Source organism: Flavobacterium salilacus subsp. salilacus (assembly GCF_004634195.1).
GTDB classification, from domain to species: Bacteria; Bacteroidota; Bacteroidia; order Flavobacteriales; family Flavobacteriaceae; genus Flavobacterium; species Flavobacterium salilacus.
This window is the reverse complement of the sequence record NZ_SKBP01000002.1, coordinates 66,497-88,284: the sequence shown is the minus strand read 5'-3', so window position 1 is coordinate 88,284 and position 21,788 is coordinate 66,497. Positions and strand designations below refer to the sequence as shown.

Annotated in this window: 26 protein-coding genes; 16 read left to right on the top strand and 10 right to left on the bottom strand. The window is 38.3% G+C overall.

Going from position 1 to position 21,788, the window contains the following annotated elements:
- Positions 1–243: 243 nt before the first annotated feature.
- The 11 genes from E0W68_RS03500 to E0W68_RS03450 all read left to right on the top strand — a co-directional run bounded on the left by E0W68_RS03500 (position 244) and on the right by E0W68_RS03450 (position 8,688).
- On the top strand, positions 244–2,802 hold the full coding sequence (locus tag E0W68_RS03500; protein WP_135218030.1) for a lectin-like domain-containing protein: 2,559 nt from the start codon (positions 244–246) through the stop codon (positions 2,800–2,802).
- Between the two features lie 79 nt (positions 2,803–2,881).
- Positions 2,882–3,526 (top strand): M15 family metallopeptidase, encoded by a 645-nt coding sequence (locus tag E0W68_RS03495; RefSeq protein WP_135218029.1) that lies wholly within the window; start codon positions 2,882–2,884, stop codon positions 3,524–3,526.
- 98 nt (positions 3,527–3,624) lie between these two features.
- Positions 3,625–4,401, top strand: a complete 777-nt coding sequence (locus tag E0W68_RS03490) for a 3'-5' exonuclease (protein WP_135218028.1) — start codon at positions 3,625–3,627, stop codon at positions 4,399–4,401.
- Positions 4,402–4,419: 18 nt separating this feature from the next.
- Positions 4,420–5,031, top strand: a complete 612-nt coding sequence (locus E0W68_RS03485) for a fumarylacetoacetate hydrolase family protein (RefSeq protein WP_135218027.1) — start codon at positions 4,420–4,422, stop codon at positions 5,029–5,031.
- On the top strand, positions 5,031–5,375 hold the full coding sequence (locus tag E0W68_RS03480; RefSeq protein ID WP_135218026.1) for an Hpt domain-containing protein: 345 nt from the start codon (positions 5,031–5,033) through the stop codon (positions 5,373–5,375). Before E0W68_RS03485 ends, E0W68_RS03480 begins: the two co-directional genes overlap by 1 nt.
- A gap of 8 nt (positions 5,376–5,383) precedes the next feature.
- A complete protein-coding gene (locus E0W68_RS03475; protein WP_135218025.1) occupies positions 5,384–6,631 on the top strand; it encodes a CinA family nicotinamide mononucleotide deamidase-related protein in 1,248 nt (415 codons plus the stop codon).
- Positions 6,632–6,710: 79 nt separating this feature from the next.
- On the top strand, positions 6,711–6,947 hold the full coding sequence (gene rpmB / locus E0W68_RS03470) for a 50S ribosomal protein L28 (RefSeq protein WP_135218024.1): 237 nt from the start codon (positions 6,711–6,713) through the stop codon (positions 6,945–6,947).
- Between the two features lie 27 nt (positions 6,948–6,974).
- Positions 6,975–7,157, top strand: a complete 183-nt coding sequence (rpmG, locus tag E0W68_RS03465) for a 50S ribosomal protein L33 (RefSeq protein WP_026981158.1) — start codon at positions 6,975–6,977, stop codon at positions 7,155–7,157.
- Positions 7,158–7,168: 11 nt separating this feature from the next.
- Positions 7,169–7,321, top strand: coding sequence for a DUF4295 domain-containing protein (locus tag E0W68_RS03460; protein WP_135218023.1), 153 nt, complete (start codon positions 7,169–7,171; stop codon positions 7,319–7,321).
- A 96-nt stretch (positions 7,322–7,417) separates the two neighbouring features.
- Positions 7,418–8,371 (top strand): signal recognition particle-docking protein FtsY, encoded by a 954-nt coding sequence (ftsY, locus tag E0W68_RS03455; RefSeq protein WP_135218022.1) that lies wholly within the window; start codon positions 7,418–7,420, stop codon positions 8,369–8,371.
- Between the two features lie 8 nt (positions 8,372–8,379).
- Positions 8,380–8,688 carry a hypothetical protein gene (locus E0W68_RS03450; protein ID WP_135218021.1) on the top strand — a complete coding sequence of 103 codons (309 nt, stop codon included), beginning with the start codon at positions 8,380–8,382 and terminating at the stop codon, positions 8,686–8,688.
- 45 nt (positions 8,689–8,733) lie between these two features.
- On the opposite strand, the gene E0W68_RS03445 is transcribed toward E0W68_RS03450, so the two are convergent.
- Positions 8,734–9,804, bottom strand: coding sequence for a serine hydrolase domain-containing protein (locus E0W68_RS03445; RefSeq protein ID WP_135218020.1), 1,071 nt, complete (start codon positions 9,802–9,804; stop codon positions 8,734–8,736).
- Between the two features lie 118 nt (positions 9,805–9,922).
- Here E0W68_RS03445 and E0W68_RS03440 point away from each other — a divergent pair, with 118 nt between their 5' ends.
- Together E0W68_RS03440 and E0W68_RS03435 are read left to right on the top strand one after the other, a co-directional pair.
- Positions 9,923–10,339, top strand: a complete 417-nt coding sequence (locus E0W68_RS03440; protein ID WP_135218019.1) for a hypothetical protein — start codon at positions 9,923–9,925, stop codon at positions 10,337–10,339.
- Positions 10,339–10,635, top strand: coding sequence for a DUF721 domain-containing protein (locus E0W68_RS03435; protein WP_135218018.1), 297 nt, complete (start codon positions 10,339–10,341; stop codon positions 10,633–10,635). Before E0W68_RS03440 ends, E0W68_RS03435 begins: the two co-directional genes overlap by 1 nt.
- Before the next feature lie 54 nt (positions 10,636–10,689).
- Here the strand turns inward: E0W68_RS03435 and E0W68_RS03430 are convergent, their stop codons facing one another.
- From E0W68_RS03430 to E0W68_RS03410, 5 genes are all read right to left on the bottom strand, one after another.
- Complete coding sequence (locus tag E0W68_RS03430) at positions 10,690–11,109, bottom strand: nucleoside-diphosphate kinase (RefSeq protein WP_135218017.1); 420 nt, start codon at positions 11,107–11,109, stop codon at positions 10,690–10,692.
- Positions 11,110–11,200: 91 nt separating this feature from the next.
- A complete protein-coding gene (gene bshC, locus E0W68_RS03425) occupies positions 11,201–12,790 on the bottom strand; it encodes a bacillithiol biosynthesis cysteine-adding enzyme BshC (RefSeq protein ID WP_135218016.1) in 1,590 nt (529 codons plus the stop codon).
- A 74-nt stretch (positions 12,791–12,864) separates the two neighbouring features.
- A complete protein-coding gene (locus tag E0W68_RS03420; protein ID WP_135218015.1) occupies positions 12,865–13,710 on the bottom strand; it encodes an alpha/beta hydrolase in 846 nt (281 codons plus the stop codon).
- Positions 13,711–13,751: 41 nt separating this feature from the next.
- Positions 13,752–14,531, bottom strand: a complete 780-nt coding sequence (locus tag E0W68_RS03415) for a zinc ribbon domain-containing protein (protein WP_135218014.1) — start codon at positions 14,529–14,531, stop codon at positions 13,752–13,754.
- A 2-nt stretch (positions 14,532–14,533) separates the two neighbouring features.
- Positions 14,534–15,628, bottom strand: a complete 1,095-nt coding sequence (locus E0W68_RS03410) for a Nif3-like dinuclear metal center hexameric protein (protein ID WP_135218013.1) — start codon at positions 15,626–15,628, stop codon at positions 14,534–14,536.
- A 166-nt stretch (positions 15,629–15,794) separates the two neighbouring features.
- On the opposite strand from E0W68_RS03410, the gene E0W68_RS03405 reads away from it, so the two are divergent.
- From E0W68_RS03405 to E0W68_RS03395, 3 genes are all read left to right on the top strand, one after another.
- Positions 15,795–16,223, top strand: coding sequence for a lipocalin family protein (locus E0W68_RS03405; RefSeq protein ID WP_135218012.1), 429 nt, complete (start codon positions 15,795–15,797; stop codon positions 16,221–16,223).
- Positions 16,224–16,321: 98 nt separating this feature from the next.
- The gene (lpxK, locus tag E0W68_RS03400) at positions 16,322–17,347 is read left to right on the top strand and encodes a tetraacyldisaccharide 4'-kinase (RefSeq protein WP_135218011.1); all 1,026 of its coding nucleotides are present in this window, start codon (positions 16,322–16,324) and stop codon (positions 17,345–17,347) included.
- On the top strand, positions 17,319–18,131 hold the full coding sequence (locus tag E0W68_RS03395) for a purine-nucleoside phosphorylase (RefSeq protein WP_135218010.1): 813 nt from the start codon (positions 17,319–17,321) through the stop codon (positions 18,129–18,131). Before lpxK ends, E0W68_RS03395 begins: the two co-directional genes overlap by 29 nt.
- Here the strand turns inward: E0W68_RS03395 and gap are convergent.
- The 4 genes from gap to E0W68_RS03375 form a co-directional block, all read right to left on the bottom strand.
- A complete protein-coding gene (gene gap, locus E0W68_RS03390; protein ID WP_135218009.1) occupies positions 18,128–19,168 on the bottom strand; it encodes a type I glyceraldehyde-3-phosphate dehydrogenase in 1,041 nt (346 codons plus the stop codon). The two genes, E0W68_RS03395 and gap, sit on opposite strands and share 4 nt — an antisense overlap.
- Positions 19,169–19,171: 3 nt before the next feature.
- Entirely contained in the window at positions 19,172–19,900 is a 729-nt protein-coding gene (locus tag E0W68_RS03385) for a DUF1796 family putative cysteine peptidase (protein WP_135218008.1), read from the bottom strand.
- Positions 19,901–19,907: 7 nt separating this feature from the next.
- Complete coding sequence (gene lipA / locus E0W68_RS03380) at positions 19,908–20,798, bottom strand: lipoyl synthase (RefSeq protein ID WP_135218007.1); 891 nt, start codon at positions 20,796–20,798, stop codon at positions 19,908–19,910.
- A 102-nt stretch (positions 20,799–20,900) separates the two neighbouring features.
- A complete protein-coding gene (locus tag E0W68_RS03375) occupies positions 20,901–21,755 on the bottom strand; it encodes an energy transducer TonB (protein WP_135218006.1) in 855 nt (284 codons plus the stop codon).
- Positions 21,756–21,788: the final 33 nt, after the last annotated feature.

Sequence of the window (21,788 nt, the reverse complement as noted above, 5' to 3'; positions counted from 1 at the left end):
TTGTTCCTGATGTCGGAAATATTGTTATGATAACCATAAAGATATTAAAGAATATTTATATATTTAACTTCCGTCTTTAAAATGTATTTTTAACTGATTGATATATATATAGGATTTGCGAAAGTATATAAACCCTCCCAGCATGGCAGAACAATGAAAAAAACTATTTTTCCTTACATTTTGTATGCTTTCCTAAAAAGTAAAAGCTAATAAAATGATATAACCAATAAATTGAAAAATGCTATGAAAAAATCTTTACTTAAAACATTAGTCATTACAATCGGGCTGATGTTCTCAACTCATACTTGGGCACAGTTAGTACCATCCTATGTAGGCAATGCTTATTCTACAGGAGATGGTTGTTATGTTATTACACCCAATTTACAGCAGCAGGCAGGTGCTGCCTGGTATGATAATCCTATAGACCTGAATCAGGATTTTGATATTGTTTTTAATGGTTTTTTTGGCTCAAGCGATAGCGGAGCAGACGGGATGGCTTTTGTATTGAAAACCACTGCCAATCCGGTTATAGGTCTTCCCGGAGAAGGGCTTGGATACCAGCAATTGCCCGAAACACCTTCTCTTGCGGTAGAATTTGATACGTATCAAAACTCCGGAGGAGCTATAAATGACCCGTATTACGACCATATCGCTTTACAAAAAAACGGTAATACAAACCATCTTTCTCCCAACAGCCTTACAAGTTATGTGCAGGCTTCGGCTACCTCTGTAAATATCGAAAATAATACAGAACACGAAGTGAAAATAAAATGGCGTGCCCAAGAGCAAAGATTTATTGTAATTTTTGATTGCAATGAGCGCATTAATTATACGGGAGATATTATAAATACCGTTTTCGGAGGAGAATCTACGGTTTACTTCGGTTTCACTGCCTCTACAGGAGATGCTACAAACCAGCAATCAGTTTGTTTTCAATACCTGTCATTTTTAGAATCACCTTTAGACGATAAGACAGTATGTTTAGGAGAAGCAGTAACAGATATTGACGGTACTTTTCCCGGAGCAACTAACTATCAATGGTCTCCTGCAACAGGAGTCAGTAATACTAATATAGCAGACCCGACTTTTACACCGGATGCCACTACAACCTATACCCTTACCATAACGGATAACTGCGGAGTGGTTACAGAAGAAAGTTTTACTATAACTGTTATACCTAACCCTGATGTTACCGTTACCGCTGCCGCTTCGCCTGTTTGTAGTGGGGAAGATGCTGTTTTCAATTTTAGCGGTACTCCGGATAGTGAAGTGACTTATACACTTAATGGCGGAGACGAACAAACCATACTTCTTGATGATACAGGTGCAGCCAGCCTGGCGGTAACTGCTTCATCACAACAAATAGTACAGCTTGTAAATGTAGCGCTTACAGAAGCTCCGTTTTGCGAAGCTGATGTCACAGGCAGTGCTACAGTTACTATTGCAGCAGGCAGTGCTTCATTCGCTATGACTCCTGATTGCGAGGGAGCTACAGCCACAGTAACCGGAGATGCAGGAGGTACATTTGCCTTTAATCCTGTACCTGCTGACGGATCTGTAATTGATAGTACTACCGGAACAATATCCGGCGGAACTCCCGGTGCAACTTATTTTGTAGAATATACTGTAAACGGCAGTTGCCTCGCCAGTACTATTGAGTCAGTAACTTTATTTCCTCCGGTAAGCTACAATACACCTTCAGATTTGATGGTATGTGATAGTGATGAAAATGACGGCTTCGCAGAATTTAATCTTAATACAGCCGCTGATCAGATAGAAGGTGGCAATACTGACCTTGTTGTTACTTTTTATGAAAGCGAAACTGAGGCTGAAAATAATACTGCGACAGATCAGCTCCCTGTGGCATTTACTAATACAGTTCCTTTTAATCAAATGATATGGGTGAGAATCGAAAATTCAAATACAGGCTGCTATGCTATAGAAAGCATGCAAGTAACAGTAGAGCCTGTTCCTGTGGTTAATGCGCTTAATGACCTTATTTCCTGCGATACCGATAATGATGGTTCTGTTGATTTCGACCTTACTTTAGCACAGGATGAGGTTTTAGCTACAAATCCAAATACTATAGTAACATTTTATGCAACGCAAGCAGAAGCAGAAACAGGAAATTTGGCAACACAACTGCCTTTGCTTTATACAACAACGGCTCAGGAAAGCCAGATATGGGTGCGTGTTGAAAATGCAACAGCATGTTACACTACAGTAGCTTTACAGTTGATAGCAGAACCATTACCTGTACTTGCTCAGGCTGATAGCATTGAAGATTGTGATGATGATAATGATGGCTTCATAACTTTTGATTTAACTACAATAGAAAGCCAGGTAACAGGTAATAACCCCGATATCACGCTTACGTATGCTTATGAGGATAATGGAGAGCTTATAACAATTAGTTCTCCTGAGGCTTTTCAAAATACAACAGCTGATAGTCAGACTATATGGATTAGCGCAGAGAACAGCTTAGGATGCAGCACATCTGTAAGTTTTGATATAATTGTCAATAAATGTTTCATTCAGAGAGGTATTTCGCCTAACAGCGACGGTATGAACGATTCTTTCGATCTTACAGGCTTCAATGTAAAAGAAATATCCGTATTTAACCGATATGGCGTAAAAGTTTATACCGCATCCAATTATACGAATGAGTGGCATGGGCAGTCTGATAACGGGAATGAACTGCCAACAGGCACATACTTTTATAGTATGAGTTATACTAATGGAACTCAAATGTCCGGAGAGCAAAAAACAGGTTGGATATATATAAACAGAGAGATTAATTAGTGATTTACTATATAAAACAAAAAGCCTGCTTAAATAGCAGGCTTTTTTATGGCTATATTTGAATAACAAAAACGTAATTATGGATTTTCATTGGATATTTATTCTGCTCAGTATAGGGAATGCTCCCAGAAGATCCGCTGTACCTGTGGAGCCTTATATCGCTATAGTCGATTCTGTTTCTACAGAGTGGAGTGAAATACGTTTTGACAGTGTTGATGTTATAAATAAAATGGCGTATGCTGATACGGCTAACTTTATGCACCAAAAAATTTACCCGTGTGCGCGCTGTTTTTTACGTCCCGAAGCAGCCGAAGCGTTGAATAATGCTAACCGATTGGCTAAAAGAAGAAACCTTAAACTGGTTATTTATGATTGTTACCGCCCTTACCAGTTTCAATACAAAATGTATGAAATAGTAAACAATCCGCGCTATGTAGCCAAGCCGGGTAAAGGCTCTAATCACAACAGAGGATTGGCGGTAGATATAGCTTTGGCTGACGAGGAGGGGAATTTATTGGATATGGGTAATGAGTTTGACGATTTCTCAGAACTTTCGCATTACGCTGCACAAGCCATTTCTAAAGGAGCTAAAAAAAACAGAAAATTGCTCCGTAAAATTATGATTCGGGCGGGCTTTACCCCATATGATAATGAATGGTGGCATTTTGATTATGTAAAAAAACAATATCCGGTTGCCGATTTTGTGTGGGATTGTGATGAGTAGCGTTTTTTGGTACTACTGTGCAAAACGATAATAAATTACTGATACCGTTTCTTTTTAAAATATTCTAAGGCTATATTTGTAATTATACAATATTAGATATGGAACTTAAACTACGCAGACCCATTTGCTTTTTTGATCTTGAAACGACGGGTACTGATATTACTAAAGACAGAATTGTTGAAATCTCGATACTAAAGGTATATCCTAACGGCAATAAAGAGAGCAGGACGTGGCTTGTAAACCCCGAACGACCGATACCGCCCGAAACAACAGCGTTTCATGGTATTACTGATGAAAAAGTAGCTAATGAACCTACTTTTAAAGAACTGTCTGCCCAAGTGTATAATATGATGAAAGACGCTGATTTGGGAGGATATAATTCGGACAGATTTGATATTCCGCTACTGGCGGAAGAACTACTTCGTGCCGGAGTTGATTTTGATATGAAAAACCGTGTTTCGGTAGATGTACAGACCATTTTTCATAAAAAAGAAGAGCGTACCCTTAGTGCGGCTTATAAATTTTATTGTGGGGAAACATTAGAAAATGCCCACAGTGCCGAAGCAGATACCAACGCTACATACGAGATACTGAAATCGCAACTCGACCGTTATGATGATTTGCCCAATGATATTAAAGCACTTTCAGAATTTACTACCCGAAAGATAGCAGTAGATTTTGCAGGGTTTATTACACTTGATAAAGATGGCGACGAAATATTTAGCTTTGGTAAAAATAAAGGAGCTAAAGTAGAAAAAGTGCTGGAGGAAGAACCCGGATATTATGGTTGGATGCAAAATGCTGATTTTCCGCTTTATACTAAAAAAGTGCTGACGGCTATAAAGCTGCGAAAATTGAATAATAAATTAGCATAAACGAATTCGAGCATAAAGATGAAGATTATTTGTATAGGTAGGAATTATGCCGACCATATAAGCGAATTGCAAAACGAACGACCGGATGAGCCCGTTATTTTCATGAAGCCCGAAACGGCTGTAGTGCTCAAAAAATTTCCGTTTGTAATACCGGAGTTTAGTAATGATGTACACCATGAAGTAGAGGTGCTCGTAAAAATACATAAAGTAGGAAAATATATAGATGCCAAGTTTGCCCATAAGTATTATGATGAAATAGGGTTGGGTATCGATTTTACAGCGCGCGACCTTCAGGCTAAACTGAAAGAAAAGGGCTTGCCTTGGGAAAAAGCAAAAGCATTTGACGGTTCTGCCGTAGTAGGTCAATTTATAAGTAAATCAGAATTAAGAGATGTAAATAATCTTAATTTTAAATTAACCAATAATGATAGTGTGGTACAAACAGGAAATACACAGCAAATGCTATGGAAAATAGATGAGCTTATTGCCTATGTATCACAATACTTTACACTGAAAAAAGGCGATATCATTTTTACAGGTACTCCAAAAGGTGTGGCAAAAGTAAACCATAATGATGTGCTGGAAGGGTATTTAGAAGGGAGAAAATTATTTAGGATACAAGTAAAATAATGGCTTTAAATTATAACTTATCGAAAGTATATGCGATTTCTGACAATGATGTAGATTTCGCAAAGCAGATAGTGATTTTATTTATAGAAGAAGTACCTGTGGAAATACAAAATATAAAAGAAGGTTTAAAAGAAAAGAATCATAAAAAAGTATATTATGCTGCCCATAAAATAAAGCCTACGCTTGATTTGTTGGGCATGGATATTGCCTATCATGATGTTTTGACAATAGAAGAATGGACAAGAGCAGAAGGGAAAAAGAAAGAGATAAAAGAGGTAGTCAAGAATCTGAAAGATTATGTAAGCCTCACCATCAAAGAACTTAAAAAAGATTTTAATCTTTAAAATACAATATGAGAGCAGCCATTGTAACGGTAGGCGACGAAATACTCATTGGGCAGATAACAGATACTAACTCGGGGTATATTGCCAAGGCTTTAGATAAAATAGGAATAGGAGTTTATGAAATGCGATCGGTAAGTGATGAAAGGCAGCATATACTCAATACACTTTCCACATTACAAAACCATGTAGAAGTTGTAATTATTACAGGCGGATTAGGACCTACAAAAGACGACATTACCAAAAAAACACTTTGCGAGTATTTTGATGACGAGCTGGTTATTAATCAGGAAGTACTCACCCATGTTGTAACACTTATAGAGCAGGTATTGCAACGCGCAGCCTCGCAAATGAACAAAGACCAGGCTCTTGTACCATCACGAAGCACAGTACTGTTTAACAATGTGGGTACAGCACCCGGCATGTGGATGGAAAAGGAAGGAACCGTATTTATATCCCTTCCGGGCGTACCCTATGAAATGAAAGAGATTATGGTAAAAGAGGTATTGCCAAGATTGATAGCCAAATACAAACGCCCCTATATACTGCACAAAACAATACTTACATACGGACAGGGAGAAAGTATTGTAGCCGAACGTATAGAAGATTGGGAAAATAACCTGCCGGATTATATAAAACTGGCATACCTGCCAAGTCCGGGCAGAGTGCGCTTACGGCTTAGCGCCAGAGGAATAGATGAGCTTATTTTGCTTACCGGTATTGCTGCCGAAGCAGAAAAACTAAAAGCCCTTATAGGCGATATTATTGTGGGGTATGAAGAAGATGAAACGCTTGAAGTAGTAGTAGGTAAGCTACTTACAGAACAAAAGAAAACCATAGCGGTGGCCGAGAGCTGTACAGGTGGTAAACTTGCCCAGGTACTTACCGCTGCTCCCGGAGCATCTAACTATTTTGGAGGCGGAGTGGTAACTTACTCCATAGAAAGTAAGGTTGCTTTGCTGGGTATTGATAAAGATTTTATAGATAAAAATGATGTGGTAAGTGCCGAAGTTGCACAGGCTATGGCAGCAAGCGCCAAAGCTCTTTTTGGTACTGATTATGCACTTGCCACAACAGGAAATGCAGGTCCCACAAAAGAAGAAGGCAGCGCCGATGTAGGCACTGTTTTTATAGGGTTTGCAACACCCGGAGGAGTTTATAGCGAAGAGTTTAAACTAGGGCAACCACGCGAAAAAGTAATAGACAGGGCAGTTAATAAAGCACTGGAGAAAATTTATAAAGAAATTTTAAAAAACTAACTGATTATGTTTGTGTAATATATTTCTTTTTCGTTTCTTTGCACCCTGATTTTGAATAACGATATAAAAGCGAAATATAATGTCAAGAGTTTGTGCCCTTACAGGTAAAAAAGCGATGGTAGGAAATAATGTTTCCCACGCAATGAACAAGACTAAGAGAAAGTTTAGTGTAAACTTAGTGAAGAAGCGTTTTTATCTTCCTGAAGAAGACAGGTGGATAACTCTTAGAGTAGCCGCTTCTACTATCAAAACGATTAACAAAAATGGTATTGCTGCAGTTTTGAAAGAAGCTAAAGCAAAAGGATTTATTAAATAATCCGCACTAAATAATATATTAGTAAAAATGGCAAAGAAAGGCAATAGAATCCAGGTAATTTTAGAGTGTACTGAGCACAAAGCTTCCGGTGTACCGGGTACTTCAAGGTATATCACTACTAAAAACAAGAAAAATACTCCGGACAGATTAGAGATTAAAAAGTTTAATCCGATCTTGAAGAGAGTGACTGTTCATAAAGAAATCAAATAATTTATTGAGTCATGGCAAAGAAAACCGTAGCAACGTTACAAACATCTTCAAAGAGGTTAACCAAAGCTATCAAAATGGTAAAATCACCTAAAACAGGTGCTTATACTTTTGTTGAGAGCGTGATGGCTCCTGAAGAAGTGGATAATTTTCTTAAGAAGAAATAATAATCCCCAACATATATAGAAAAGCTACTTTCCGTTAAAGAAAGTAGCTTTTTTATTTTCTATATTTACCCTTGGAAAAAACACACTATTTATAATATGAATTTCTTTAAAAAAATATTTTCATCGGAAAAGAAAGAAACGTTGGATAAGGGGCTTGAAAAAACAAAAAGTTCTTTTTTTTCGAAACTTTCTAAAGCCGTAGCGGGAAAATCCAAAGTAGATGATGAAGTACTTGATAATTTAGAGGAAGTACTGGTATCTTCGGATGTTGGTGTTAATACTACACTAAAAATTATTGAGCGCATTGAAGAGCGCGTATCTCGTGATAAATATTTGGGTACAGATGAATTAAACCAAATATTAAGAGAGGAAATTGCAGCATTGCTTTCAGAGACCAATTCAGGAGAAGCAACTGATTTTGAAATCCCTGCGGATAAAAAACCATATGTACTTATGGTTGTAGGCGTAAATGGCGTAGGTAAAACTACTACCATTGGTAAACTTGCCTATCAGTTTAAAAAAGCAGGGTACAAGGTAGTACTTGGTGCAGCCGATACCTTTAGGGCGGCAGCTATAGACCAGTTGCAGGTATGGGCAGACAGGGTAGGCGTGCCTATTGTAAGGCAACAGATGGGCAGCGACCCGGCCTCGGTAGCATTTGACACATTGCATTCAGCGGTAAAGCAAGATGCTGATGTAGTAATTATTGATACCGCCGGAAGGTTGCACAACAAAGTGAACCTTATGAATGAGCTTACTAAAGTAAAAAGAGTAATGCAAAAAGTAATAGGCGATGCTCCGCATGACGTATTGCTGGTGCTTGATGGTTCTACAGGGCAAAATGCTTTTGAACAAGCTAAGCAGTTTACCGCAGCCACAGAGGTTACATCACTGGCGGTTACCAAACTTGACGGTACTGCTAAAGGCGGTGTAGTAATAGGGATATCAGATCAGTTTCAAATTCCTGTGAAGTATATTGGCGTTGGTGAAGGAATTGAAGATTTACAGGTATTCAACAAATATGAGTTTGTAGATTCATTCTTTAAGTAATAAATATTATGAATGGGAAAAGAAAAATATTCGTTTTAGTAATGGCGGGTATTTTTCTGCTCAAAATTATTACTCTTTGGGCTTCCTATTTTCAAACAAGTTATAATCTTGACAACCCACTTATTCCAAGGTCTATATTAGAAGGCATTTACGATTATACAGTTTTACTTACAGGTATTTATGTGTTTGCAATATTACTTTCTATCCTTTACATAGTAACCGAAAGATTTTTTTGGGTTATAATTGCTTTTCTTGCATTGACATTCATTATTCCTGCTTTGGCAGATGAGCACTTTCGCCAATATTTTATAAAATAATGTAGTTGATAAATATAATCCTGCGATGATAAAAAAGACTTGGTTTTAATTTATCATCGCATTTATTTTTACCCATAGGTCATTATCGAATCCTGATAGCGCAAAGTTTTCTCCATCAGCAGCTTCGCCCATGCGGATAATAACCATTTTCTTAGAGGGGATTACATAAATCTTTTGGTCGTTTTTACCCAAAGCCATATACATATCATCAGAACCGTCAGGGATAATGCTACCCGAAAATTCAAATTGCGATTGGGGCAGGTGGTAGCTTTGTTCCCCGTTTATCCACCACAAGTAACCGTATCCTTTATTAATATTTTGCGAAGGTGTAACAGCATTTGCAAAATAGTTGCTGTTTATTATTTGGTTCTCTTTCCATTTACCATTATTGAGGGCGAGTAACCCAAAACGTGCCATACTTCTTGTAGTACTCCAGTACACGCTAAGGTCGCCCGTTTGTATCCATGCGCCTGTCATTCCTGTTGGGTTTTTTAGCTTACTGTCAAAATAGTTGCTCCAGCTTTGCCCGGTAGCTTCAGCAACAACATCTTGCAGTTTTACATATACATTGTGGTATGCCCACCGTGTGCCTGCATCGGCTATATATTGCAAGTTAGCGGGTGATACATCATCTCCCAAGCTGTCATCAAGTCCCGATGTCATGGTAAGTAAATGTTTGCATGTTATAAGGTTTTCTTTTTCAAGAGATGCACTTGTCCATCCTGTACCCAAATAATCGCTTACTTTATTATCAATATCCAAGTAGTTCTCCTGCTCGGCTATACCTGTTAGGGCAGTGGTAAGCGTTTTACCGGCACTTGCCCAATACCAAGGGGTAGTAGCCGTATGCCCATTAAAATATTCTTCTATTACTATACGCCCGTTTACCAGTACCATAAACGATTTACTGTTTTTTGTTTCCAAAAAAGTAAACAATTCATTTTTGGCACTCTCGTCCCATCCAAGCTCGGTAAGTGATTTTGTTTCCCAAACATCCGTATTATTATCCGGAAAATACATTTCTTCCGTTTCTCCTTCCACAGCAGGAGTATTGTTATCATCAGAATTGCAGGACAGTATAAAAAACACGCTCAGCAGTAATAAAATATTTTTCATATCTATTTTAGTTATATGACAATAAATGTATTAAATAGTTTAATTGATATTCATTATGTTTTTAATTTTTAGGTATTTTATTTTAAGTAAATTTGTGGGTACTAAAAAAATCAAGGGGATGAAGCAATGTATTTTACTTTTATTGGCTGTTATAATTGTTTCGTGTGGCAAAACTATTGCAGATAAAGATATAGTTCATTTAAACGGATACTGGGAAATAGAAACGGCCCTAATGCCCGACGGTACGGAAAAAGAATATAAAGTGAATCCTATAATTGATTATTTTGAAGTAAAAGATAATAAAGGAATTCGTAAAAAGGTAATGCCACAGTTTGACGGTACGTATCGTGTAAATGATACTTCGGAAGATATAACAATAATCAAGGAAGATGATAAAACGTATATCAGCTACACCACTGATTTTTCTGAATGGAAAGAGCAGATACTTGATATTGATGAAGAGCATCTTGTATTGAAAAATGAGCAAAATATAGAATATCATTATAAAAAACCAGAACCCTTTAGTATAAAATAATGGCAAAACGACTGAACGATAATAACGCTATAAGCGATGTGCTGAAAGAATTTATTCAGGCGAATAAATTACAGTCAGGTATTGATAAAATAAATGTACGTGATGCCTGGAAAAACCTTATGGGAAATGGAGTGAACAATTACACCAGCGAAATTATGCTGAAAAACAGTACGCTGTATGTTGCTCTTACTTCGGCGGTGCTGCGAGAGGAGCTGAGCTATGGTAAGGAAAAAATTGTAAAGATGATTAATGAAGAACTTGGTCGAGAAGTAGTAAAAGAGGTTATATTACGATAAAATAAAAATGCCGCTGTACAAGCGGCATTTTTTATATAAAAGATATTCTATTTATTAGAATTGCTCTCTGCCTGCAAAATGGAATGCACTTTCGATAGCAGCGTTCTCATCGCTGTCAGAACCGTGAACAGCATTTTCGCCCATAGAGGTAGCATATTTTTTACGGATAGTACCTTCTGCAGCATTCTCCGGATTAGTAGCACCTATTAGTGCTCTGAAATCCTCAACAGCATTATCTTTCTCAAGGATAGCAGCTACTATAGGACCTCTCGACATAAATTCTACAAGCTCACCATAAAAAGGTCTTTCGCTGTGTACAGCATAAAATGCTTTTGCATCAGCTACTGTAAGTTGTGTAAGTTTTAGCGATACAATTCTGAAACCCGCTTCTGTTATCATTGATAAAATACCACCGATGTGTCCTTTTTCAACAGCATCCGGCTTAATCATTGTAAAAGTTCTGTTTGTTGCCATAGTTTGTTTAAATTTGGTGCAAAAATAGTGGTTTTATAATTAATAATTTTAAATAATTATTAATGTTTCCATTTTTTTAATGCAAGCCAATTTAAAGCACAATTATCGAAAACTCCTGTTCAAGAGGCTTTAACTGTTGTAATAATTTATCAATTAATTGCTTATCATAATCAAGGTAAAATTCGGCAAAATTTGCTTTTCGTTCCTGCAAGCTTTGCGATGGGAAAAGCTCGTTTTGTATGGCAGCAATACGTCCCAACGCATTAGCATGATTGCGTTTTTCCGCTTTCAGCAATCGTTTTTCAAGGTTATCAAGCCCCTTTAGTTGCTTGGCTTCCTGTGCTTTTACCGCCCCTGCAAATGTGGTATCAGTTTTTGAGGCTATTTCGTTCAGTTTTTTAAACTGCTGCTTTAAAAATTCTTTTTGCTCCGTAAAGTCCAGTTGAAACTTCGAAAAGTGCTGAATTTTATTGTTCATGAGCTTCTGTTGTTTCATAAACACGTCTGCCCAACTAAGGTTAAGCTTATCCAGTTTGTCCGCTTGCTTTTGTGTAGCAAGTAGTACAGAGTTACGCAACAATAATATAGGAAAAGGGATAGCCGAAGCCTCGAAAAAAGTTTTAAGTTCCAGCCAATAAGCAAGTTCGCCACCCCCGCCAATATAGCAAAGGTTAGGTAATATAACCTCTTGGTATAACGGACGCATAATTACGTTCGGGCTAAATTTTTCAGGATATTTTTCCAATACTTCCAGCATTTCACTTTCGGTAAACTGTAAGTCGGTATTATTGATATAGTATATACCATCCTGTAAAATAATACGTTCCCGAAGGTTATTTTCTATATAAAACAAGTTTATCTCTCTTGGGTTTACCTGAATGTTATATTCGCTAAGTTTCTCCGTCGTTTCCGCTACTTTGCTGTGCGATGTTTGGTGCAATAACTCCTTTTTTATATGAGGGACAAACAGTTTTTTTAAATCGGCATTATCAGCATCTATAATTACCAGCCCTTCTTTGCCAAATAACTCATTGGCAAGGTAACGGGTAGCATCGGCTAAATTATCATGATTGAGATATGCTGTTTTAAAAAGTGATTTTAATGTTTCGGCAGTATTACCTGCGCCAAGTTCTTTGCTGAAAACATCCAATACGGTATCCAGCCCTTTGGTTGAAAGCCTGCCAACAGGGCCGGCGCTTTCGGAGTGCCATTTTATTTTTTTGCTGTGAAAGTTAAAGTAGTTAATCTCTTCAAAATCATGATCTTCGGTAGCCATCCAATATACAGGCACAAAATTATGATTGGGATATGCCGATTTTAATTCACGGCTAAGGTTTATGGTCGAAACTATTTTATATAAAAAATATAATGGCCCTGTAAACAGGTTTAACTGATGCCCTGTGGTAATAGTAAAGGTAGTATCTTCGGTAAGCAGTTGTATGTTTTGCAGTGTAACCGCAGAGGTTTCACTGTTTTTATATTGCTCCAACAGCACATTTACCAATACACTGCGAAAGGAAGCAGGATAACTTTGCTGTTTTTCTTCAAGCTGATTTTTAAAATTTTCGAGTGTAGGGAAACGGTGGTATAGCGGTTTCAGGTTTTCCTTTTGGTTAAGGTAATCTACAATTAGAGGCGTAAAATATCCTGAACTTTGATAGCTTATACAGTCTGATGGCATTGAATATTTATTTTCCCGTAAAATTACAGAAAAAATTTAAGCTGTATTCTTAATGCTTTGTTATGATGCAAAAACTATTCTTCGCTTAAAAATGCACAGATTTTATGATATAAACCCTCATCGTGCATACTGTGTTTGAGCCCTTGAGTTACAATAAACTCTGCACTTTGCCATGCTTGTGCAATTTTTTCACCTTCGGTAAAATCAACTACCTCATCTTCGGTATCATGCGCAAGCAGTCCCGGAATCGTTATGGCAGAAGCAAACAGGCTTCCTGAAAACTCTTGAGGTTTTATTTTGAAATGCTCTATAAAATGCTTTTCGAGCAATAAGGACACATTGTTGTTAAGGCTTAGTAAGCCCCTGTAATTTGCAAGCAAGGTATTAAGGTCGCTTGGTGCGCCCAGTACTACCATTTTTTTAATAAAATTGCTTTGGTAACGCCATTGGTAGTATATGGCAGTGGCTCCGCCCACAGAGTGTCCCACCATATAGGCAGGCTGAATTTTATTTATAATTATATTGATAAACTCTGCATAGCGGGGTATGTTAAATTCTTTTCCTGACGAAAGCCCGTGTGCCGGAGCATCAAGTGCCACAATGGTATAATTTTCTTTTTGCAGGTAGGGTATAAACTGCTCCCAGCGGGACGAGTTGCTTTCCCAACCATGTACGAGCAATATTTTTTTACTCCCGCCCAACCAAGTGTACATTTGGAAAACATATTCGTTATGGGTTACCATTTCGGCTTCGGCTTCCTGCAATATTTTTGGCAGTAATTCTGTCGTGAGTCGTCCTTCGCGTGGCTCACTAAAAAATTTATAAGCAAGTTTTCTTGCCTTATCAGGCGAGATGTAGCTTATAATATTAATATACAGTCCTATTAGTTTGGTAAGAAGATAGGTAAATACTTTCTGCATAGTAGTAAAAAAGCCTCCGTTGTGGCGGAGGCTTTCAGATATTACATTTTAGCAAATAATTGCTCCATTTTTTCTTTTTCTTCATCAGCCAGTGCACTATCTACCAATATTCTTCCGCTGTGTTCATCGGTAATGATTTTTTTGCGCGAAGCTATCTCCATTTGGGTTTGTGGCGGTATAGTAAAGAATGAACCTGCCGAAGCGCCTCTTTCGATAGATACTACTGCAAGACCGTTTCTTACGCTGCCTCTTATTCTTTTGTATGCAGCAATAAGCCTTGGTTCGATAGCCGCTTCATACTCAGTTGATTTTTCAATAAGGAAATTTTCTTCTTTCTCAGTTTCAGCCATAATTGCATCCAATTCTGATTTTTTATGCTGTAAGTGAGTTCTTTTAGCATCAAGCCTTTCAGAAGATTGTTCAATTACTTCTTTTTTGTGCTCTATACTGGCTTTCATCTCTTTAATGTGCTTTTCGGCAAGCTGAATTTCAAGTTCCTGAAATTCAATTTCTTTAGTCAGCGAATTAAACTCACGGTTATTGCGCACATTTTTTTGCTGCTCAGTATATTTTTTTATAGCTGCTTTGTGCTCATCAATAGCGTTTTTCTTTTCTTTAATCTGATTTTCGATAGATTCAAGGTCGGTTTTCAGTTTTTCAAGCCTTGTGGTAAGTCCTGCTACTTCATCTTCCAAATCGTCCACTTCAAGTGGAAGTTCACCTCTCACATTTCTTATCTCGTCTATTCTTGAATCAATTAACTGTAAATCATAAAGTGCTCTTAGCTTGTCTTCAACACTTAACTCCTTGGTATTCGCCATATTTATAAGTACTTAACTGGATTTGTATTTTCTTGTGATAAAATGATTGCAAAATTAACGATTTTTTTCGTAAGATAATCAACTATATAATTTTTTGTGTAGCGTTCGCTTTCAAAGTGCCCTATATCGGCAAGCAGTAGTTTGTTTTCTGCCTCATAAAAGTTATGATATTTTAGGTCGGCAGTCAGGTAAGCGTCTGCGCCTGCTGCTATTGCATTTTTTATGGCAAAGCTGCCCGATCCGCCTAATACTGCTACTTTTTTTATTGGTTTTCCTGTAAATGCACTATGCCGGATGCCCCCTGCCTGCATTTTTTCTTTTACAAACAGTAAAAACTCTCTCGCATCCATCTCGGATTCCAGCTCTCCTACCATACCCAAACCGATATTCTGGTGGCGGTTTTCGAGGCTATATACCTCATAAGCCACCTCCTCATATATATGGTTGCTGAATAATGCTTTAAGAATTTTACTTTCAAGATACTTTTCAAAAGTAACTTCTATTTTTATTTCGCGCGCTTCTACAAATTCGCCCGGTTCGCCTATGCTTGGGTTGCTTTCGGCAGTTCCCTGGTACGTTCCCATCCCTTGAGAGCTGTAGCTGCAATTTTCATAATTGCCAATGTTTCCCGCTCCGGCATCAAAAAGGGCATTACGCAGTTTTTCGGCATTTTCAGGGGTGGTAAACGTAACCAACTTTCGAATAAAACCCTCCTTAGGTACAAGTGTTTTAGTATTAATTAGCCCTAAAGCATCACAAAATATTTTATTTACACCGTGTTTATGATTGTCCAGTGCTGTATGCACGGCATATAGGGCTATATCATTTTTAATAGCTTTCAGCACAGCGCGCTCTACGTAGGTTGCACCTGTTATTTTTTTTAACCCTGAAAATACTATGGGGTGAAAGCACACTACCATATTGCAATTTTTGGCAATCGCCTCGTCAATAACATTTTCCAAAGCATCATGGCATACCAATATTCCCTTAGCATTATCGTCAGGGTTTCCGGTTAGTAATCCTACGTTGTCAAAATCTTCCGCGTAGGCAAGCGGAGCCATTTCTTCCAGTATATCGAGTATGTCTTTAATTTTCATGAAGTAGAATTTAAATCAAATATAGCTATTACACTATCATTGCCCAAAATTTAACCTGTATCTAATAAAAAGATACATAATGATGATTATTGTTTGTGAGATTTATTTAGATTTTTAAAAATAATAACTTATGTTTGCTCCAAACTTAACATTAACATAAACATTTATGAAAAAAGTATTTTTACTTGCTGCGATTGCATTTGCAGGTTTAACAATTACTTCTTGTAGCAGCGATGACGATGGAGGAAGTGCCTCTATTGAAGGAAAATGGTATTACTCTGAAGAAGGTTTTTCGGCTGTTGGACAAGAAGATCTTAGCGATTATGATGATCATGAAGCTGGTTGTGAGAAAGATTATATCGAGTTTGTAGAAGGAGGCGTATTTAGAGACGTTGACTTCTTTAATAGTGATTGTGAATTTGATACTGAGACTTCTACATGGACCAGGAATGGTAATACCCTTACTATTGGTACAGGTACTGATGCAGTAACAGAAAACATCGCTACGCTTTCAGGTTCTACGCTAAAAATAACTGTTTCTGAAACATTTGAAGGGCAGACATTTAATTATGTAACTGTGTACACAAGAGAATAATTTATTTATATTCATATCTTTAAAAAAGTGTCCTGTAAGGGACACTTTTTTTTATTACGTTATATTATGATATATAACTAAGCAGTACATTTGTATTTATGAAGATATTTCGGCTGTTACTATTACCGTTTAGCTTATTATACCTATTCATAGTGAGCCTCAGGAATTTATTTTATGATACAGGAATTTTTAAATCCTATACATTTAATGTTCCGGTAATAGTTATTGGTAACCTTAGTACCGGGGGTACGGGTAAGTCGCCCCAAACAGAGTATCTTATTCGCCTTTTAAGCGATACATATAAAGTAGCTACATTAAGCAGGGGGTACAAACGAAAATCGGAAGGCTATGTATTGGCAGATGCAACTGCCGATGCTGAAATACTGGGTGATGAGCCCTATCAGTTTTATAAAAAATTTCCTCACATAACCGTTGCCGTTGATGCCGACAGGAAAAACGGTATTGAAAAGCTGCTGGAATTATTGCCAAAGCCTCAGGTAATACTCCTTGATGATGCCTATCAGCATCGCCGTGTAAAAGCAGGATTTTATATAGTGCTTACCGCTTATGGCGACCTCTATGCCAATGATTATGTACTGCCCGCAGGTAATTTGCGAGAGGGCAGGAGCGGGGCGAATCGTGCCGATAGCATTATAGTTACGAAATGTCCCCGCGACCTTTCTGTAGAGGAGCGACAACGGATAATCAAAAAGCTAAACCCCAAGTCGGGACAAAAAGTATATTTTTCTTATATCGCTTATGATGATAGGGTGTATAATACTACTACACAAATGAGTATAGAGAGCATTAAAGCACAACCCAAAATTATTGTGGCAGGTATAGCCAAACCACAGCCCTTTTTCGATTATTTAAAACAGGACAACGATGTTTGTCTTACCTATCCGGATCATCATTATTTTACCGAAAAGGAACTAAAGGAATTGGAAACCATTTCAAGAAATAAACTTATTATAACTACCGAGAAAGATTACATGCGCCTTGCCGGTAAACTGCCTGACGACAGGTTGTTTTACTTGCCTATAAAAAGTACTTTTATAAGCGAAGGCAATGAATTTGATAAAACTATTTTAGACTATGTGGGAAAAGGTACAACAAACGGTTGATTTTATAAACAACAAAACAGGCTTTAAACCGGAATATGGCGTAATACTTGGATCTGGGCTGGGCGGTTTTGCCAATGATATAAATGTGGAGTTTTCTTTGCCATATGGCGACATACCCAATTTTCCCGTTTCTACGGTAGCAGGGCATAAAGGGGCATTGCTGTTTGGTACTGTTGGCACTAAAAAGGTAGTAGCCATGCAAGGACGTTTTCATTATTACGAAGGGTACAGTATGCAAGAAGTTACATTCCCGATAAAGGTAATGAAACATCTGGGTGTTGATAAATTGATAGTGTCCAATGCTTCGGGCGGAGTGAACCCCTCCTATAAAGTAGGCGATATTGTATTGCTGTACGACCATATCAATATGATGCCCGAACATCCGCTGCGAGGTAAGAACGATGAGCGTTTTGGTCCTCGATTTGTAAATATGAGCGAACCATACAGCCGCGATATGATAGCTAAAGCCAAAGCCATAGCCAACCGACTTGATATTGAGGTTAAAGACGGGGTGTACCTTAGTTTGCAAGGTCCTACGTTTGAAACGTTATCCGAATATCGAATGGTAAAAGCTATGGGGGGCGACTGTGTAGGGATGTCAACCGTACCCGAAGTTATCGTAGCGCGCCACATGGATATGCAATGCCTTGGTGTTTCGGTTATTACCGATATGGGTAACGAAGAGGCCATTGAAAACGTAAACCATCAGGAAGTATTACAGGCTGCCCAAAAAGCAGAGCCCAAAGTACGCCTGCTGATTAAAGAATTTATAACAACTGCTTAATCAATAGTTGCAATTTCTTCCTGTTTTTTACCGGAACTGTTATTTTTCTCAATATAGGTTATCAAGTCTATTATTCGGGATGAGTAGCCAATTTCGTTATCATACCAGCCTACAACTTTTACCATTTTGTCGATAACCGAAGTTAATAATGAGTCAAACAGGCAGGAATTGGTATTCCCTATTATATCTACCGATACTATGGGGTCTTCCGTATAAGCCAATATGCCTTTCAGTTCATTATTGGCAGCTTTTTTAAACGCACTATTAATTTCCTCAATAGAAACTTCGCGCTTTACATAGCAGGTAATATCGGTAAGCGAACCATCAGGTACAGGAACACGAATACCGCCACCACCAATTTTACCGTTAAACTCCGGAAATATTTTAGTTAATGCCTTAGCTGCTCCTGTTGTGGTAGGCACTATGGATTGTGATGCACCGCGCGCCCTGCGCAGGTCTTTGTGCGGTTGGTCGTGCAGGCTTTGGTCGGTAGTGTAGGAGTGTACCGTAGTAATGTATGCCTGTTCTATACCGCACAGTTCGTTAATAATTTTCATCATTGGCGCGGCATTGTTAGTAGTACAACTCGCGTTAGATATTATGGTTTCGCTACCGTCCAGTATATCCTCATTTACCCCCAATACAACGGTTTTTATCCGGTCGTCTTCGGGCGGCGCAGAAAGGATAACCCTTTTAGCTCCGGCAGCAATATGTTTTTCAGCGTCTTTATAGGTTTTAAACTTTCCTGTAGCTTCAATTACGACATCAACATCAAATTCACTCCAGTTAATATCAGCTATATTTTTAGTCCTCGTGTAAGGAAAACTTTTACCGGCTATTATAATACTGCTCTCGGTATGGGAAACCTCGAAGGGGAGTACACCATGTATGCTGTCATACTTTATCAGGTGTGCCATAGTGGGAGCATCGGCAATGTCGTTAATAACAGCAACTTCTATAGTAGGGTGGTTAAGTAAGAGTCTGAAAAGGTTACGTCCTATACGACCGAAACCATTAATGGCTATTTTTGTTTTCATTCGTTAACGGATGTATATTTTTGGAAATTTTACAGCAATTTTAATGTTTAATGATTTTAGTAATGCAGGATATTCGGCAGGATTACCCCATATACCTTGCTTACTTAAATTACGACAGTATTTAGCTACTGTAATTTTCTTTACTTTCTTTAAATTTTGAATGAGGTTATTGGCTAAAACAGCATTTTCATCTGTGTTTTCGTCATATCGTATATAAATACAAATACGGTCGGAATCCTTAATTTTTGAACTTAAATTTTGTGCTGATGCAACCACTGAATTTACTGACTCTTCACTTTTTATCTCCGAGGCAGGGAAGTTAAATAACAAATCGACAGGCTCATGATGTAAGGCTTTTATAAACCGTTCTCCCCTTCGTTTCATTTTGTGTTGCGCCTCTTTATCGGTATTCAGTTCTCTTTCATGGATAAACTCCGCATAAGGATAGGATGCAGCAACCGGGTTACCTTCTTTATTAGTTATTATATTCTCTGTAAACCTGCTAAAATTGGTATCGATATTATCCACCACATATTGCAAGCCTTTTTCGGGTACTGTATTGAGCCAGTCAAAAGGAAAACTTTGTTGACGTATGTGCAGTTTTTGCAGGCAATAGGCGGGGTGGCAATCACAGCCTATAGATATAACCTGCCGCGATGCACTATAGTTTTTATCAATATTTAAAAATAGCTTTATCCTGGTTTTAGGAATATATACTAATGGTATTCTCATTAGATGATTACAGTATATGTTTTTGCGCTTTGTATGATGAGCGTACCAAAGCACCGCTCTCTACATGGCGGAAACCAAGGTCAAGCCCTATTTCTTCATATTTTTTAAACTGATCGGGTGTAATAAATTCCTTAACAGGGAGGTGTTTTTTACTGGGCTGTAAATATTGCCCAATGGTAAGTACATCAAGTTTTACATCGCGCAGGTCGTGCATGGTTTGTATCACTTCTTCTTCGGTTTCGCCAAGCCCCAGCATTATACCCGATTTTGTACGGTTAATGCCGTTATCTTTCAGGTAGCGCAGTACCTCAAGGCTACGCTCATATTTTGCCTGTATGCGCACCTCGCGGGTAAGCCTTTTTACAGTTTCCATATTGTGCGAAACCACTTCGGGAGCTACTTCGATAATTCGGTCTATATTTCTCTCGATACCCTGAAAATCAGGAATAAGCGTTTCAAGCGTAGTATTTGGGTTCATCCTGCGGATAGCCTTAACGGTTTCTGCCCAAATGATAGAGCCACCGTCTTTAAGGTCGTCACGATCTACACTGGTAACTACGGCGTGCTTAATATTCATGATTTTTATAGAACGTGCCACTTTTTCAGGCTCATCCCAATCTACGGTTTCAGGTCTTCCGGTTTTAACACCGCAAAAACCGCATGAACGGGTACAAACGTTACCCAGTATCATAAAGGTTGCCGTGCCTTCGCCCCAGCATTCGCCCATGTTAGGGCAACTACCGGAGGTACATATAGTATGCAGGTTATACTTATCTACAAGCCCACGAAGTTCAGTATATTTTTTACCGGTAGGGAGCTTTACTCTCAACCATTTTGGTTTCTGGGTATATTGTCCGTTTACGGCTGTTGGTTTTACGGTATCTAAAATGCTTTCCATACTCAAAACTTTAGAGTGCAAAGATAAGGTTTATTTATGGATTTGCCGAAAAGTCACCTTTTATACAGGGGTTAAAAAAAGCTCCCTTTTGGGAGCTTTTTGTTATTTTATGTTAAGGGTTATCGGGAGGTTGTAGGATGTTCTTACCGGTTTACCTTTCATCTTGCCGGGTTTCCATTTTGTTTTAATCGATTTTAATACCCGTATAGCTTCTTCACCTGCACCATAACCCGGATCGCGCAATACTTGTATGTTAGACATGGTTCCGTCTTTCTCCACAACAAAAGATACATATACTTTTAGTGTAGTAGCGTTTCCTGTTTCAGGAATGTTAAAACTTCTTCCTACTTTTTCATAAAATTTTTTCATACCACCGGGAAAAACCGGTGCTTCTTCAAGCAATGTAGAATCTATAGTACCCGTTCCTTCTCCACTCGCTTCTGTACCTGTACCGCCTTCTATACCTGTAGGACTTGTTACTCCTGTTGAAAAATTATTACTGCCATCGCCTTCGCTTGTAACGGATGAGGTTTGTGTTGCTATTGCTTGCTCGGTAGTAGGTATTTCTTCTATAACCGGGGTTGAAACTGCCACAACAGGTCGCAGCCTTATTGTGGGTTCAGGAGTTCTGGCGGGGGCTGCTGCTGTATGCTGAGGGTTTGGCTCAGGAGCTTTTGGTTTTGGCTGCTCCGGCATTTTATAAATAATTTCATCTATAATTTTTGGTTCAATTATAGTAGGTTCTGAATCGCCGCCGGCAACAGCTTGTTGCGGGTTAAAATAGTTTATGGCGGCAGGAATGCTTACTAATGCTAAAATTAGGGCAATACCCGAAATGAGGGCTACAATGGTTGTTCTTGATTGTTCTTGGCGTAGTTGGTATGCGCCATATTGTTTATTACGACCCTCAAAAACGAGGTCAATCCATCCTTGGTCGAAAACACTTACTTTTGACATAATACGATGATTTAGGTTTGTTAGTAAAAGATA